Origin of the sequence: Candidatus Alistipes pullistercoris (genome assembly GCF_027665465.1) — a bacterium.
Lineage (GTDB): Bacteria > Bacteroidota > Bacteroidia > Bacteroidales > Rikenellaceae > Alistipes_A > Alistipes_A hominis.
Genome location: NZ_JAQDED010000001.1, coordinates 73,825 through 86,892, shown reverse-complemented (window position 1 = coordinate 86,892; position 13,068 = coordinate 73,825). Strand labels below are relative to the sequence as shown.

Annotated in this window: 14 protein-coding genes; 9 read left to right on the top strand and 5 right to left on the bottom strand. The window is 57.5% G+C overall.

Annotated features, from left to right (window positions below; translation table 11 throughout):
- Positions 1-4: 4 nt before the first annotated feature.
- Both PGR91_RS00405 and PGR91_RS00400 read right to left on the bottom strand, forming a co-directional pair.
- A complete protein-coding gene (locus PGR91_RS00405; RefSeq protein ID WP_101571651.1) occupies positions 5-1,264 on the bottom strand; it encodes a peptidase U32 family protein in 1,260 nt (419 codons plus the stop codon).
- Positions 1,265-1,319: 55 nt separating this feature from the next.
- Positions 1,320-2,294, bottom strand: coding sequence for a polyprenyl synthetase family protein (locus PGR91_RS00400; RefSeq protein ID WP_101571473.1), 975 nt, complete (start codon positions 2,292-2,294; stop codon positions 1,320-1,322).
- Between the two features lie 256 nt (positions 2,295-2,550).
- Between PGR91_RS00400 and PGR91_RS00395 the strand changes: the two genes are divergently transcribed.
- The 3 genes from PGR91_RS00395 (at position 2,551) to PGR91_RS00385 (ending at position 4,865) form a co-directional block, all read left to right on the top strand.
- Positions 2,551-3,519: an ROK family protein gene (locus tag PGR91_RS00395; RefSeq protein ID WP_055202241.1), complete on the top strand. Its 969-nt coding sequence runs from the start codon at positions 2,551-2,553 to the stop codon at positions 3,517-3,519.
- Positions 3,520-3,694: 175 nt separating this feature from the next.
- Entirely contained in the window at positions 3,695-3,889 is a 195-nt protein-coding gene (locus PGR91_RS00390; RefSeq protein ID WP_101571471.1) for a hypothetical protein, read from the top strand.
- A 232-nt stretch (positions 3,890-4,121) separates the two neighbouring features.
- Positions 4,122-4,865: a nitroreductase family protein gene (locus tag PGR91_RS00385; protein ID WP_118457760.1), complete on the top strand. Its 744-nt coding sequence runs from the start codon at positions 4,122-4,124 to the stop codon at positions 4,863-4,865.
- A gap of 84 nt (positions 4,866-4,949) precedes the next feature.
- Here PGR91_RS00385 and PGR91_RS00380 read toward each other — a convergent pair whose 3' ends face one another.
- The 3 genes from PGR91_RS00380 to PGR91_RS00370 are packed head-to-tail and all read right to left on the bottom strand — an operon-like array spanning position 4,950 to position 8,024.
- Positions 4,950-5,699, bottom strand: coding sequence for a class I SAM-dependent methyltransferase (locus PGR91_RS00380; RefSeq protein ID WP_118657084.1), 750 nt, complete (start codon positions 5,697-5,699; stop codon positions 4,950-4,952).
- Between the two features lie 6 nt (positions 5,700-5,705).
- Entirely contained in the window at positions 5,706-6,401 is a 696-nt protein-coding gene (locus PGR91_RS00375) for a HesA/MoeB/ThiF family protein (protein WP_055202235.1), read from the bottom strand.
- A gap of 6 nt (positions 6,402-6,407) precedes the next feature.
- Entirely contained in the window at positions 6,408-8,024 is a 1,617-nt protein-coding gene (locus PGR91_RS00370; RefSeq protein WP_101571467.1) for an AMP-binding protein, read from the bottom strand.
- Between the two features lie 111 nt (positions 8,025-8,135).
- Here PGR91_RS00370 and queG point away from each other — a divergent pair, with 111 nt between their 5' ends.
- The 6 genes from queG (at position 8,136) to PGR91_RS00340 (ending at position 13,031) form a co-directional block, all read left to right on the top strand.
- On the top strand, positions 8,136-9,035 hold the full coding sequence (gene queG, locus PGR91_RS00365) for a tRNA epoxyqueuosine(34) reductase QueG (RefSeq protein ID WP_118657086.1): 900 nt from the start codon (positions 8,136-8,138) through the stop codon (positions 9,033-9,035).
- A gap of 219 nt (positions 9,036-9,254) precedes the next feature.
- A complete protein-coding gene (locus tag PGR91_RS00360) occupies positions 9,255-9,959 on the top strand; it encodes a MotA/TolQ/ExbB proton channel family protein (RefSeq protein WP_055202228.1) in 705 nt (234 codons plus the stop codon).
- Between the two features lie 36 nt (positions 9,960-9,995).
- On the top strand, positions 9,996-10,388 hold the full coding sequence (locus PGR91_RS00355) for an ExbD/TolR family protein (protein ID WP_118657088.1): 393 nt from the start codon (positions 9,996-9,998) through the stop codon (positions 10,386-10,388).
- A 3-nt stretch (positions 10,389-10,391) separates the two neighbouring features.
- Positions 10,392-11,219: a TonB family protein gene (locus PGR91_RS00350; RefSeq protein ID WP_101571463.1), complete on the top strand. Its 828-nt coding sequence runs from the start codon at positions 10,392-10,394 to the stop codon at positions 11,217-11,219.
- Positions 11,220-11,258: 39 nt separating this feature from the next.
- The gene (locus tag PGR91_RS00345) at positions 11,259-11,630 is read left to right on the top strand and encodes a DUF1573 domain-containing protein (RefSeq protein WP_101571461.1); all 372 of its coding nucleotides are present in this window, start codon (positions 11,259-11,261) and stop codon (positions 11,628-11,630) included.
- Between the two features lie 117 nt (positions 11,631-11,747).
- Positions 11,748-13,031 carry an amidohydrolase gene (locus tag PGR91_RS00340; RefSeq protein WP_118657140.1) on the top strand — a complete coding sequence of 428 codons (1,284 nt, stop codon included), beginning with the start codon at positions 11,748-11,750 and terminating at the stop codon, positions 13,029-13,031.
- Positions 13,032-13,068 lie beyond the last annotated feature (37 nt).

The following is a 13,068-nucleotide window of genomic DNA, read 5'->3' as shown; positions in this document are numbered from 1 at the left end:
CTGTTTACCGGTTGTCCGGGACTTTTCCGGACGGTACCATTTTATTGAGTTTATCCCCGCGTCGTACCGGCGAAGGGGTTTTTACGGAACAATAGACGCCCTGAGGAACCCGTTCGGCGGATTTCAGGGCTACCCGGATGTCTTCGGCCGTGAATTCCAACACTCCGGTCGTCTCTCCGGTGATGAAAACTTCCTCTCCGGCTTCCAGCGGAGCCGCTTCGACCAGGATCTCCGCTACGCCGATCCGGGAGAAGTAATTCGTTACCTTGCCGACGTACACCTTGCGCATCGTGGCGGACGACCCGTAGTGACTGCTCCACTGTCCGGCCCGTTCGCCGAGGTAGTACCCGCCCCAGAAACCGCGGTTGAATACGGTCTGCAGCCGCTGCTTCCATGCCTCGGCCTTTTCCGGGGTATACGTTCCGGCTTCGATCGCCCGCAGCGCTTCGTCGTAGCATTCGACGACCCGTTTGACGTATTCCGCCGAACGGGCCCGGCCCTCGATCTTCAGCACCCGCACTCCGGCCTCCAGGAAACGGTCGAGGAAATCGACCGTGCAGAGGTCCTTCGGCGACATGATATAATGGTTCTCGATCTCCAGTTCTTCGCCGGTATCTTTGTCCCTGACCTCGTAAGCCCTGCGGCAGATCTGGCGACAGCTTCCCCGGTTTGCCGAACAGTTCGTGTGGTGCAGGCTCAGGTAGCATTTGCCGGAGATGGCCATGCAGAGCGCACCGTGCGCGAACATTTCGATTTTGACCGGTTTGCCGTGCGGACCGCGGATATCCCGCTCGAGAATGCCGCGGCGGATCGCCTGCACCTGCGCGAGGCTCAATTCGCGTGCCAGTACCACCACGTCGGCATATTGCGCGTAAAATGCGACCGATTCGATGTTCGACACGTTCAGTTGCGTGGAGATGTGGACTTCGAGACCGATCGATCGGGCGTAGAAAATCGCCGCCTGATCCGATGCGATCACGGCGTCCACGCCTTCCCGTCGGGCCCTGTCCAGAATCCGGCGCATTTCGGGCAGGTCTTCGTCGTATAGGATCGTATTGACGGTCAGGTAAGTGCGGATGCCGTTCTCGCGGGCGGTCGCGACGATCCTTGCCAGGTCGTCCAGCGTGAAGTTGAACGACGACCGGGCGCGCATGTTCAGTTGTTCGACGCCGAAATAGATCGAATCGGCTCCGGCCTGCACGGCCGCCGCCAGCGATTCGTAGCAGCCTACCGGCGCCATGATCTCGATTTCGTCGCGTTTTATCTTTTCCATCGTTTTGCAGTTGGGGCGCGTTGTCCCCATTTTTTCGAAAGACCCGTTATTTTTTGCGGTTCAACAGGGTTTCGCCCAGTTCCTGCAGCGGGACGATGCGTTCGATCCCGACTTCCAGGCTGTTGAGGATTCGGTCGGCATTGCGGAAATAGTCGGCGATCGCCTTTTCGGTGATCTTCCGGACTCCCAGCCGGTCGTAGATGCCACGCACGGTTTCGATTTTCTCCGCCGCCGACATGCCGCCGTCGTGCAGCCGCGCGAGCAGTTCGCCGCGGGTGGCCGCATCGGCGGTTTTCAGCGCCGTAGTCAGCAGGAACGTTTTTTTGCCGGCCAGGATATCCCCGCCGATCGGTTTGCCGAATACGGCGGCGTCGCCGTACGTGTCGAACAGGTCGTCCTGCAGTTGGAAAGCCAGTCCGACGTTGATCCCGAAGTTGTATAACAGTTCGGCCTGCCACGGTTGGGCTTCCGCGCAGATTGCCCCGAGTTTGAGCGCGCCGGCCAACAGCACGCCCGTTTTCAGCCGGATCATCTCCAGGTACCGGTCGACCGTTACGTCGTCGCGCGATTCGAAGTCCATGTCGTACTGCTGTCCTTCGCAGACGCCGATGGCCGTTTCGTTGAACGTTTCGAGTAGCTGCGGCAGCACTCTCCGGTCGCATCCGCACAACAGTTTATAAGCGTAGATCATCATTGCGTCGCCGGACAGGATCGCCACGTTGTCGTTCCAGCGCGTATGCACGGCAGGTTTGCCGCGACGGGTGTCGGAACGGTCCATGATGTCGTCGTGCAGCAGCGTGAAGTTGTGGAACACTTCGACGGCGAGAGCGGCCGGTTTGGCGCAGTCGATCTCATCGCGAAACAGGTTGCAGGCCATCAGCAGCGCGACCGGACGGATTCGTTTGCCGCCCTCTTCGAGTGAATAGACGATCGGAGCGTACAGCAGTTCGGGTTGCTGCGGATATTTCAGGTTTTTGATTTCGTTCTGAACGATATCGGCCAGTTCGTGGAAAGAGTACATAATGCCGGATTTTAAGGGTCTTCCGTTTGATTCGGATGCAAAGTTAAGAAAAAAACGTTACGGCCGTACCGGGGCGTCCGGCGGAACGTTGCCGCCGGACGCGCAATCTGTCCGGATTGCGAAATAATATCGGCGCGTCGCCGTTATTTTCAAACCGGATGCTTGCAGGGATGATTTTTTTTGTATATTTGAAAGACATTTTACGTGATTCGCAACCATTTGAAATAATTAAATAATTTAAAACCTGATTTAACAGATGAAAAAAGTAGCAGTTGGCGTGGATATCGGAGGTACCAATTCCGCCTATGGTTTAGTCGACGAGCAGGGGAATATTTTGAGCGAGGGCGTATTTCCGACCCGCAATTTCCCGGATTCGGATCTTTATATCGAAGAGTTGTATATCGGAATCCAGAATCTGCTGAAGACGGCCGGAGAAGAGTACGAACTGATCGGAGTGGGTATCGGCGCGCCCAACGGCAACTTTTATAAAGGAACGATCGAATTCGCGCCCAACTTACCGTGGAAGGGCACGGTGAATTTGGTCGAAAAAATGAAGCGTTTCTTCCCGACGCTGCCGGTGATCGTTACCAACGACGCCAATGCGGCGGCCGTCGGCGAAATGGTATACGGCGGCGCGCGCGGCATGAAGGACTTTTTGGTCGTGACGCTCGGCACGGGACTCGGCAGCGGGTTCGTAGCCAACGGCCAGTTGATTTACGGGCACGACGGTTTCGCCGGCGAGCTCGGGCACGTGACGGTCAGCCATACGGGGCGCGTCTGCGGATGCGGTCGCAAGGGATGTCTCGAAACTTATGTTTCGGCGACCGGGATCAAACGAACGATTTTCAAGCTGATGGCCGACAGCATCGAGGACAGCGAATTCCGGCATGTGACGTTTACCGACCTGACTGCCGAAATGATTACCAAAGCGGCGCTCAACGGCGACCCGTTGGCAATCGAAGCGTACGAATACACCGGCATGTTGCTCGGACGCGCGCTGGCTGATGCGGTGAGCATCACCAGTCCCGAGGCGATCTTCCTGTTCGGCGGATTGGCCAAGGCCGGCAAGTATATTTTCGAGCCGACGAAGAAATACATGGAGATGAACATGATGCCGATTTTCCGCAACAAGGTGAAATTGTTGCCGTCCGGTATCGACGGGAAAAACGCCGCCGTTCTCGGGGCGTCGGCTCTCGCATGGCAGCATGTGCAAAACAAGGGATAAATATTCCCATACTGTTATGTGTGCAAACTAGAGTGAGCCTGACAGATACGACTGTCCGGTAAGAGGCCGGGCCTTTCCGGAAATTGGTTTTTGAAAGCCCTCCCCATTCGGGGAGCGGCTTTTTTTACGATTCTACCGAGATTTCTGTTAGTTAAAATACTTTCGCCATAAAAAAATGCCGATCTACCTTTTGTTCGGAATCGCTGTCCTGGAATCTCGGGAATTGCAGAAGCCCAAAGTCCGAACGGTCGAAAAGCAGGAGTTTGCCCACCTGAACTCGCTAACGCTGGAAATCGAGCGGATCGATCTCGCGGCCGAAATCGTAGGGGCGGATCGGATCGCGGATTCTTTTTCGGGCTGTGGCGTTTGAAGGACGCGTATTTGCTCCCCGGTTTGAAATGTTCGGATTTCGATATGCGATCTCTATCGATTGAGGAGTCTATGAACGCGCGGATGCGGGACGGGAAATAGAGAATTTTCGCGCTTCGGCGATCTTCGTTTCCCGAAAATAACGTATCTTGCGAAGGTCATGTAGGCTGGAATCGGTATCCTGTTTGCTGGGTAACGATCCGGAACGCAAGAAAAATCAAATTTCGAAAGATATGAAAAGTGTTAAGGAAAGTCTGCTGGAGCGCCGGTCGATCCGGCGTTACGAACGCCAGCCGATCGAACCGGAAAAGCTGGATTTTATTTATGAAGCGATCCGCAACGCGCCGACCAGTTACAACGGTCAGCAGTTTTCGGTAATCGCCGTTACCGACCAGGCCCTGAAAGAGCAATTGTACGAGATTACCGGACAGAAACAGATCAAGACGTCGGCCGTTTTCATGGTCTTCTGCATGGATTTTCATAAACTGCGGCTCGCGGCCAAACAGAAGGGCGTCGATACGCCGGCGTTCGACGCTACGATCGACGGTTATACGGTCGGCGTGATCGACGCTTCGCTGGCGATGATGAGCGCCGTGACGGCCGCCGAATCGCTCGGACTGGGCTGCTGCTGCGTCGGGTATATCCGCACGGCCGATCCCGAAAAGGTTTCGCAGATGCTGGCGTTGCCGCGGGGCGTTTCGATCGTCTGCGGACTCGCCGTCGGCTATCCGCGCGAGAAGCCCGATCTGAAACCGAAGCTGCCGCTGCCGCTGGTCGTTCACGAGAACCGGTATTGCGCCGATGACCGGATGCTGCCGCTGCTCGATCGTTATGACAAGGAGGTCGCCGAATTCAACTGTTGCCGTGCGGGCGACCGTACCGACAACGACTGGGCCTGCCACATCGCCGATTATCACCGCCATTCGATGGAACATTCGATCCGGGAATACCTTGAGCGGCAAATCGGTCTGAAGTAAGTCCGTGCCGTCGAAGCGTACATAAACCGAACCGGGATACTCCGAAAGGAGTGTCCCGGTTTTACTTTTACCAAGCCGCCCGGTTCAGACCGTCTTTTCGAACAGAATATGAATCCATATCGGCCTGTTGCGGCCGTACAGTTTGTACTGAATCTGGTTCAATGCGCGTGCGACGAAACAGAGCGCCCATTGTATTCGGTCGATCTTCGGTCGGACGAGTTTTTCGCCGCAGCGGATGCATCCTTCCTCCTGTTCGTAGCTGCCGTAGGGATATCCGCACAGGCGGTAGATCGCCACCGACAGCGGGTTGGTGACGGCCTGTCCGCGTCCTGTGAGCCGGATCTCGCGGGGTGTCATGCCGGGGAACAGGGCGGTCAGCCGCTGCCGGTCGAAACGGTTCAGGTGGCCGGTCGTCGGATTGACCGCGCCGCACCGTAGGCAACGGGTGCGGTTGGCGCGCAGATCCTGCCGGTAGGGAACGCCGATTACCGCGTAGCGCGATGCGACGCGGACGATCTCGTTGCAGGCCTGCTGCAATTTTTCGGGCGGGACGTGTTCCAGCACTTCGGTGCAGAAAACGGTATCGAACGCATTGTTCGCGAAACGGAGTCCGGTAACGTCGCCCTGTACGGCCGTGATGCCGGGCGCGTCGATTTCGGGTTTCGTAAGGTCGAGCGCTACCACTTCCGGGTACAGGGCGGTGAGTTTCCGCGATAGGTAACAGTCCCGCGCGCCGATCTCGAGCACCCGTTTCCCTTTCGGGGTCAGCGACATCAGGTCTGCGATGCGGAGTTGTTCGCGGACCGTGCCGCGTTGCCTGGCTATATCGAACATAGAGCGTCAGATTTCGAATGTGAAGATGCGCATCGTGCGTCCGTCGATCGTCAGCAGCCGTCCGGCCAGTCCGTCGCCGATACCCGCGAGCAGCTTGATCGTTTCGAGCGCTTGCAGCGAGCCGATGACTCCGACGATCGGCGAAAGTACTCCGACGATCGGCTGTTGTACCGGCTGTTCCGGATAAAGAGAACGGTACGATCCGGCCCCCGCCGTGTTGAAGACCGAAACCTGTCCGCCGATCTGCTCGGCAGTACCGTATACCATCGGTATCCGCCGGGCCGAACAGAAATCGTCGATCGCATAACGGGTGGCGTAGTTGTCGGTGCAGTCCACGACGACGTCGCAATCCGACAGGATTTCGTCCGCATTGCCGCCGTCGAGCCGGTCGGTGCGGATTTCGATCCGGCAGGCCGGATTCAGCCGCGACAGCCGTGCCGCGGCGACTTCCGCTTTCGGAGCGTCCAGGTCGGCGGTCGTGTAGAGAATCTGGCGTTGCAGGTTGCTCAGCGATACGGTGTCGTTTTCGACGATCCGCAGGCGGCCGACTCCCGCCGCCGCCAGGTAGTTCAGCGTCGCCGAGCCGAGTCCTCCGGCTCCGACCACCGTTACGCGACTTTCCGAGAGCCGTTGCTGCCCGGTTGCCGAAAACCCTTCGACCAGCAGGTTGCGTTGATAGCGTTCCGTTTCTCGTTCGGTCATGCGGGTTTATTTTTGTTTTTTGTTATAGAGGAACCGTTTGATCTTGTGGGTCGGCGTTTTTTCGAATTCGTCTTTCTGTTCGATGACGGTCGATATTTTCGAGAAGCGGTTTACTTTCGAGTTGACGTAAGCGAGTAGCTCGTGCTTGATGTTTTCCATCCGGATGCCCAGTTCTTCCTTCATCGTCTTGTATTTGCGTTCGAGTTCTTCGCGGTTGAAGTAGACGATCGCCACCAGCTTGCCCATGTTGTCCTCCCTGACCAGCGAGTCGTTGACGAGCGCGTGACTGTTGAGGACGTTTTCGATCTCTTCGGGATAGATGTTTTCGCCGCTCGGGCCGAGAATCATGTTCGACAGCCGTCCCTTGATGTAGAGGTATCCGTCCTGGTCGAATAGGCCGAGGTCTTTCGTGCGGAACCAGCCGTCCGAGGTGAACGAGTCGGCGGTCGCTTCGGGGTCTTTGTAGTAGCCGATCATCACGTTCGGCCCTTTGACGACGATTTCGCCTTCGCCCGACTGCGGATTCACGTTGTCCAGCCGCGCCTGGACGCCTTCGAGCATCGGACCGGTCGACTGGTGGCGTACCATCGACGGGTTGACGCCGGCCAGTACCGGAGCCGTTTCGGTCAGCCCGTAGCCGATCGCGTACGGAAATTTCCCTTCGAACAGGAAGCGCTCGACGGTTCCGTCGAGTTTTGCCCCGCCGATCCCGAAAAAGCGGATGCGGCCGCCGAATAGTTTCATCAGTTTTTTGCCCGCTATGCGGTGCAGCCATTTGCGGCCCCACTCTTTCCGATACAGCCACCGCATCAGGCGGTTGGCCGACAGTTGGCGCAGGATTTTGTTTTTGTATATTTTCTCGATAATCAGCGGTACGCTCAGCATGATAGTCGGCCGTACCTCTTTGAGGATCGGCAGCAGTACGGCGGCGGTGGGCGCTTTGTCGAGATAGATCACCGAGGCTCCCCACATGAACGGCAGCAACATGCCCAGCGAGCATTCGTAAGTATGCGACAGCGGCAGGATCGACAGGAAGACGTCGTTTTGGTAAACCGGTTGCAGGATGCTGACCATCGCCAGTTCGCTGCAAAGGTTTTTGTGCGACAGCATGACCCCTTTGGGCCGGGAAGTCGTTCCGGAAGTATAGATGATGGCGGCGAGGTCTTCCTCTTTCGGATCCCTGATCGTTCCGCGCGGAGCGTCCGAATGGGAAGATATGACCCCGAGGTTCATCGAGCGAATTACGACCTGTAGCTGTGCGATAACTTCCTTGGATACTTTCGTATAGAGTTTGTCGGAAGCGACCAAGGCTTTCGCCTCGGAGTGCAGGATGATGCGGTCGATCTCCGCTCCGGAAAAGTCCGGCAAGATCGGGACGATGACCATGCCCGAAATCGCGGCGGCGAAATAAGCCGCTCCCCAGTTGGGCATGTTGTTGCTCAGCAGGGCGATCTTGTCCCCGTGGCTGAGACCGGATGCGACGAACGTTTCGATCAGGGAGTCTACCCGGTCTGCAAAATCGCGGTACGTGAGCGCCTCCCCGCCGTACATCGAAAAACACTTATTGGAACTGTAAGCGTGGATGCTGTGCTGATATAATTCCAGAAGCGTGTTGAACATAATTGATACGTTTGTTAAAAGCGATAAACACTCCCTATGTAAAATGCAAATGTAAAGATTTTTGTTTTATAAATCGTACTTTTGCGCAAATAACCCGAACCGTAAACGGCAAAAATGACAAACTCCGAAAAAATCCGCAGGAAGGCTTTGTCGCTCGGATTCGATCTGTGCGGGATTGCCCGCTGCCGTTCGCTGGAGCGGCAGTACGATCGGTTTAAGAATTGGCTCGCCGACGGATGCGACGGCGGCTTGGAGTATTTGCGCCGGAATACCGGCAAACGTTTCGATCCGGGGGCGCTCTGCGAAGGCGCCCGTTCGGTGATCGTTTGCGGGGTCGGCTACCACCGCCCGCCGTCGGCGCACGAAGTGGCTTCCCGCATCGCTTCTTATGCGCATTCGAGAGATTACCATCTGACGATCCGCGAACGGTTGAACGAATTGTCGGCCTACCTGCGGGAACTCGTGCCCGGGGCGTCCGGACGGGTTTTTACCGATACCGCTCCGCTGGCCGAAAAGTCGTGGGCGGTCGAGGCCGGCCTGGGCTGGATCGGACGCAATTCGTTGCTGGCGAATCCCCGGCTCGGCTCGTTCCTGTTGCTGGGCGAGGTGGTTACGACGGCCGAATTGGAGCCGGACGCGCCGTTCGTGCGCGACGGCTGCGGAACCTGCCGCGCCTGCGTGGACGCCTGTCCGGTCGCGGCGATCCGTCCCGACCGGACGATCGACGCGGGGCGCTGCATTTCCCGCCGGACGATCGAAACCGGCGACGGGGACGAAGGCGATCTGCACGGCTGGCTGTTCGGGTGCGACGTATGCCAAAGGGCCTGTCCTTACAACCGCAAAGCCCCGGTCTCCGTACACGACTCTTTCGCACCGCTTGCAGAACTGGAACGGTTGGACGTCGACGACTGGTTGGGATTGGACGAGGCCGGTTTCCGGCGGATTTTCGGCGAAACACCGCTTGCCCGGTGCGGTTTGCGCCGCCTACAAGAGCGGATACGCAGGCTGAAGTGAAGCCGGACGGATGCCGAGACGTGCGATTTTTCGCGTGCTTCGGAACAAAATCCGGCTTGCCCCTGAGGTTAACGTTTTGCCTGATAACCGATTGTATCCGGGGTGAAAAAAAACGAAAACTCGGGGCCGGCGAATGTTTGTAGGATTCATAATAAAACGTATTTTTGTGAATTGAAAACGGAAGCGTATTTTCAAAATTTAAAATAACAATTTGTAGATATGATGATCTTGTTGCAAGCAACTGAACCGGTGGCTGCCGCCACGGCCGCTGCCGCTGCGGCGACCGAGCAGGCTGCCCAGACGATGAGTTTCGGAGAGCTTTTCCTGGCCGGCGGTTTCCTGATGTGGCCTTTGTTGATTTTAGGGGGCGTGGCCGTGTTTATTTTCTTCGAACGGTTCTGGGCGATCCGCAAGGCTTCCGCCGTGGACGTGAATTTCATGAACCGGATTCGCGAGCAGATTTTCGACGGGAAAATCTCCGCGGCGATCCAACTTTGCCGTTCCACCAACACTCCGATCGCCCGGATGGTCGAAAAGGGGATCGAGCGGATCGGCCGTCCGCTGAGCGACGTGAACAGTTCGATCGAGAACGTAGGCAACCTGGAAGTGTCGAAGCTCGAAAACGGTCTGCCGATTCTGGCGACGATCGCCGGCGGCGCGCCGATGATCGGGTTTCTCGGTACGGTGGTCGGCATGGTGCAGGCTTTTATGAACATGTCGCAGGCGGGAGGAACGGTCGATATGACGGTGTTGGCCAGCGGTATGTACGTGGCGATGGTGACGACGGTCGGCGGTCTGACGGTCGGCGTGCCGGCCTATTTCGGGTATAACTACCTGGTAGCCCGTATCGAGAAGCTGGTATTCCAGATGGAGGCCAACTCGATTGCGTTCATGGATATCCTGAACCAGCCGATCGAACAGTAAGACAACACTTGTAACAAGAATTAAAATCGCACGATTATGGCCATTAAAAGAGGATCGAAGGTAGAGGTAGGGTTCAGCGCTTCGTCGATGACGGACCTGATCTTCCTGCTGCTGCTTTTCATGATGCTCTCGACCACGCTGATCAATCCGAACGCCGTGAAGCTGACGTTGCCGAAAAGTTCCAATCAGTTGAAGGAGAAACCGTACACGACGGTTTCGATCAACTCCGATCTGGGCTATTTCATCGAGACGACGCCCGTTTCCTTCGATCGGCTCGAAGAGACGCTGGTCGCGAAACTGACCGGAACGGAAGATCCTACCGTGTCGCTGCACTGCGACAAAAGCGTTCCGATCGAAGAGGTGGTGAAAGTGATGAACATCGCCATGAAGAATAAGTTCAAACTGATTTTGGCAACGAGACCGGAATAACCGATGATTGACTTTCAGCCGGAAGACCGTACGCAGCAGCGCCTCGTAGGCGGAATAGCGACGCTGATTTACGCAGTGTCGGTGTTGCTGTTGTTGTTGCTGTTGAAATTTCAACTGCTTCCGCCTCCCGACAACGGCGAGGGGCTGATGATTAATTTCGGGAATGTCGAGGAGGCTGCTCCTGGAGCCGACCTCGCGATGAACGACCAGGCTGCCGAGGCTCCGCAGCAACCGCAGCAACAGGCTCCGCCGCAGCAGGCTGCCGAGGACGAGCAGTTGACGCAGGACTTCGAGGAGACCGACGTCGTAGTTAGGGAGAAGAAGAAAGACGAAAAGAAAACGCCGAAAAAAGAGGATAAGAAGGTCGAGGCCAAGCCCAAGCCCGAACAGAAACCGGTCGAGAAGCCGCGCGAGGTGAATCGTAAAGCGCTGTTTCCGGGCCGCACCGAGGGCAGCAAAGCTGCGAGCGAAGGAACCGGAACCGGGGCCGGCAATCAGGGGAACCCGGCCGGAACGCCGGAAGGAAGCCACGAAGGAACCGGGACGGGCACCGGCGGCAATTCGGCGAGCCTGTCCGGGCGATCGCTGGTCGGAATGCTTCCGAAACCCGATTACAGCGCTAAAGACCAGGGACGCGTCGTGATCGAAATCATGGTGGATCAGCAGGGGAAAGTCACTGCGGCGACCTATCGTTCGAAAGGTTCCACGACGCAGAACAGTTCGCTGGTCAATTCCGCGCTGCAGGCGGCCCGCCGCGCGCAGTTCAACGTGGACGAGAACGCTCCGGTTTCGCAGTCGGGAACCATTACCTACAATTTCCGGATGCAGTGACGTCGTTCTCCGCAGAACGGAGTATAGCCGTAATAGCGTATGAGGTATCTGTTGATTTTGATATGTGTCGTTTTCGGAGGCGGGGAGCTTTGCGCCCAGCCTGCCGTCGCCTTCGAGACCAAAACGTACGATCTGGGCGAGGTCGGTGAAAAGGGCGGAGCCGTGAGCCGGGATTTCCGTTTCGAAAATACCGGGGACGCTCCGCTGGTGATTATAAAAGCCGAAACGGCCTGCAATTGCACGAAAGTCCGCTTTTCGCGGAAACCGGTGGCTCCGGGACGGAAAGGTACGGTGACGGTGGTTTACGATCCCGCCAAGCAAGACGGCTCTTTTCTGAAAGCCGTCAAAATCCTGACGAATACGCCCGAAAAGCAGTATATCGTTACGATCCGCGGAAACGTCGTTCCGTAGGAGGAAATTACCGGATATTTGATTATTTTTGTTTTGGCCCGCCCTTTGACGGACGGGTAGGTTATTTAGTGTCGGACGATTGTGGAACTATTGATAAAAAATTGCCTGGTGCTTCCGATGACGGAACAGCCCGGCAGACCGAAATATTACCGGGGCGCGGTTGCCATCAGCGGCGACCGGATCGCGTTGGTGAGCGACTCCCCGCAGCGGATCGAACGTTACGAGCGGGAGCGAGGAGAAGGATTGCAGGTGGCGGACGGCGCCGGACGGCTCGTGATGCCGGGTCTGATTAACCTGCACAACCACGTGTCGATGACCCTGATGCGCGGCTATGCCGACGACCTGCCGCTGATGCCGTGGCTGACCGAAAAGATTTGGCCGTTCGAGGCGAAACTGGACGGCGACGATATTTACAGCGGGGCCGAGCTGGGAATCGCCGAAATGCTGCTCGGCGGTACGACCGCTTTCGTCGATATGTACTGGTATGCCGACCGGGTCGCCGAGGCGGCGATCCGCAGCGGAATCCGGGCGGTCGTCAGTCCGGCTTTCGTCGGAACGGCGTTCGACGGTTACGTCGAACGGACGCAGCGGATGATTGAACGGTATAACGGCGCCGCCGGCGATCGCATCCGGGTTTGGGTCGCTCCGCATGCCCCGTACACCTGTACGCCCGAACAAATCCGCGAATCGCTGAAACTGTGCGAACGCAACGGGGTAGGCGTCAATATCCATGTCGCCGAGACTTTGTCGGAAGTGGAAACGATTCGCGAACGATACGGTAAAACGCCGGTGGAGCATCTACGCGATCTCGGTGTTTTCGATTACCGCGCGTTGGCGGTGCATTGCGTCCACCTGACCGAAACGGATATGGAGATCCTGTCCCGGCAGGGCGTTTCCGTCGTGTATAATCCGCAGAGCAACATGAAGCTCGCGAGCGGGATCGCTCCGGTCGCCCGGTTGCTCGAACGGGGCGCCAACGTCGGCATCGGCACCGATGGGCCGAGTTCGAACAACGACCTGGATATGTGGGACGAGATGCGTACGGGGTCGTTTTTGCAGAAAGTAGCTACCGGAGATCCGTGCGTATTGCCGGCGTACGAAGTGTTGCGGATGGCGACGACGCGGGCGGCCGATGCGATCGGCATGAAGGGCGAGATCGGCGTGTTAGCCGAAGGGGCCCGCGCCGACCTGATCGTGCTGAACCTCGATAAACCGCACCTGACTCCGTGTCACGACCTGGTCGCGAACCTGGTTTACTGCGCGAAGCCGTCCGACGTGGAGACGGTGATGGTCGACGGACGCATCGTGGTGCGGCAGGGTGCACTGGCGAACGGAGATTTCGGAGCGATCCGCCGTGAGGTCGAACGCCGCCTGGGCGTTTTGCAACGGCGCGGGGAGTAGACCGGCGGATTGCGGCCGGTTTGTGTCGGAACCTAAC

Bases quoted from the DNA above. Each gene is read 5' to 3' on its own strand.
- PGR91_RS00385 (WP_118457760.1), top strand. From the start codon at position 4,122: ATGAAAAGTGTTAAGGAAAGTCTGCTGGAGCGCCGGTCGATCCGGCGT.
- PGR91_RS00390 (WP_101571471.1), top strand. From the start codon at position 3,695: ATGCCGATCTACCTTTTGTTCGGAATCGCTGTCCTGGAATCTCGGGAA.
- PGR91_RS00400 (WP_101571473.1), bottom strand. From the start codon at position 2,294: ATGTACTCTTTCCACGAACTGGCCGATATCGTTCAGAACGAAATCAAA.
- PGR91_RS00380 (WP_118657084.1), bottom strand. From the start codon at position 5,699: ATGTTCGATATAGCCAGGCAACGCGGCACGGTCCGCGAACAACTCCGC.
- queG (WP_118657086.1), top strand. From the start codon at position 8,136: ATGACAAACTCCGAAAAAATCCGCAGGAAGGCTTTGTCGCTCGGATTC.
- PGR91_RS00375 (WP_055202235.1), bottom strand. From the start codon at position 6,401: ATGACCGAACGAGAAACGGAACGCTATCAACGCAACCTGCTGGTCGAA.
- PGR91_RS00360 (WP_055202228.1), top strand. From the start codon at position 9,255: ATGATGATCTTGTTGCAAGCAACTGAACCGGTGGCTGCCGCCACGGCC.
- PGR91_RS00345 (WP_101571461.1), top strand. From the start codon at position 11,259: ATGAGGTATCTGTTGATTTTGATATGTGTCGTTTTCGGAGGCGGGGAG.
- PGR91_RS00395 (WP_055202241.1), top strand. From the start codon at position 2,551: ATGAAAAAAGTAGCAGTTGGCGTGGATATCGGAGGTACCAATTCCGCC.
- PGR91_RS00355 (WP_118657088.1), top strand. From the start codon at position 9,996: ATGGCCATTAAAAGAGGATCGAAGGTAGAGGTAGGGTTCAGCGCTTCG.
- PGR91_RS00350 (WP_101571463.1), top strand. From the start codon at position 10,392: ATGATTGACTTTCAGCCGGAAGACCGTACGCAGCAGCGCCTCGTAGGC.
- PGR91_RS00340 (WP_118657140.1), top strand. From the start codon at position 11,748: ATGACGGAACAGCCCGGCAGACCGAAATATTACCGGGGCGCGGTTGCC.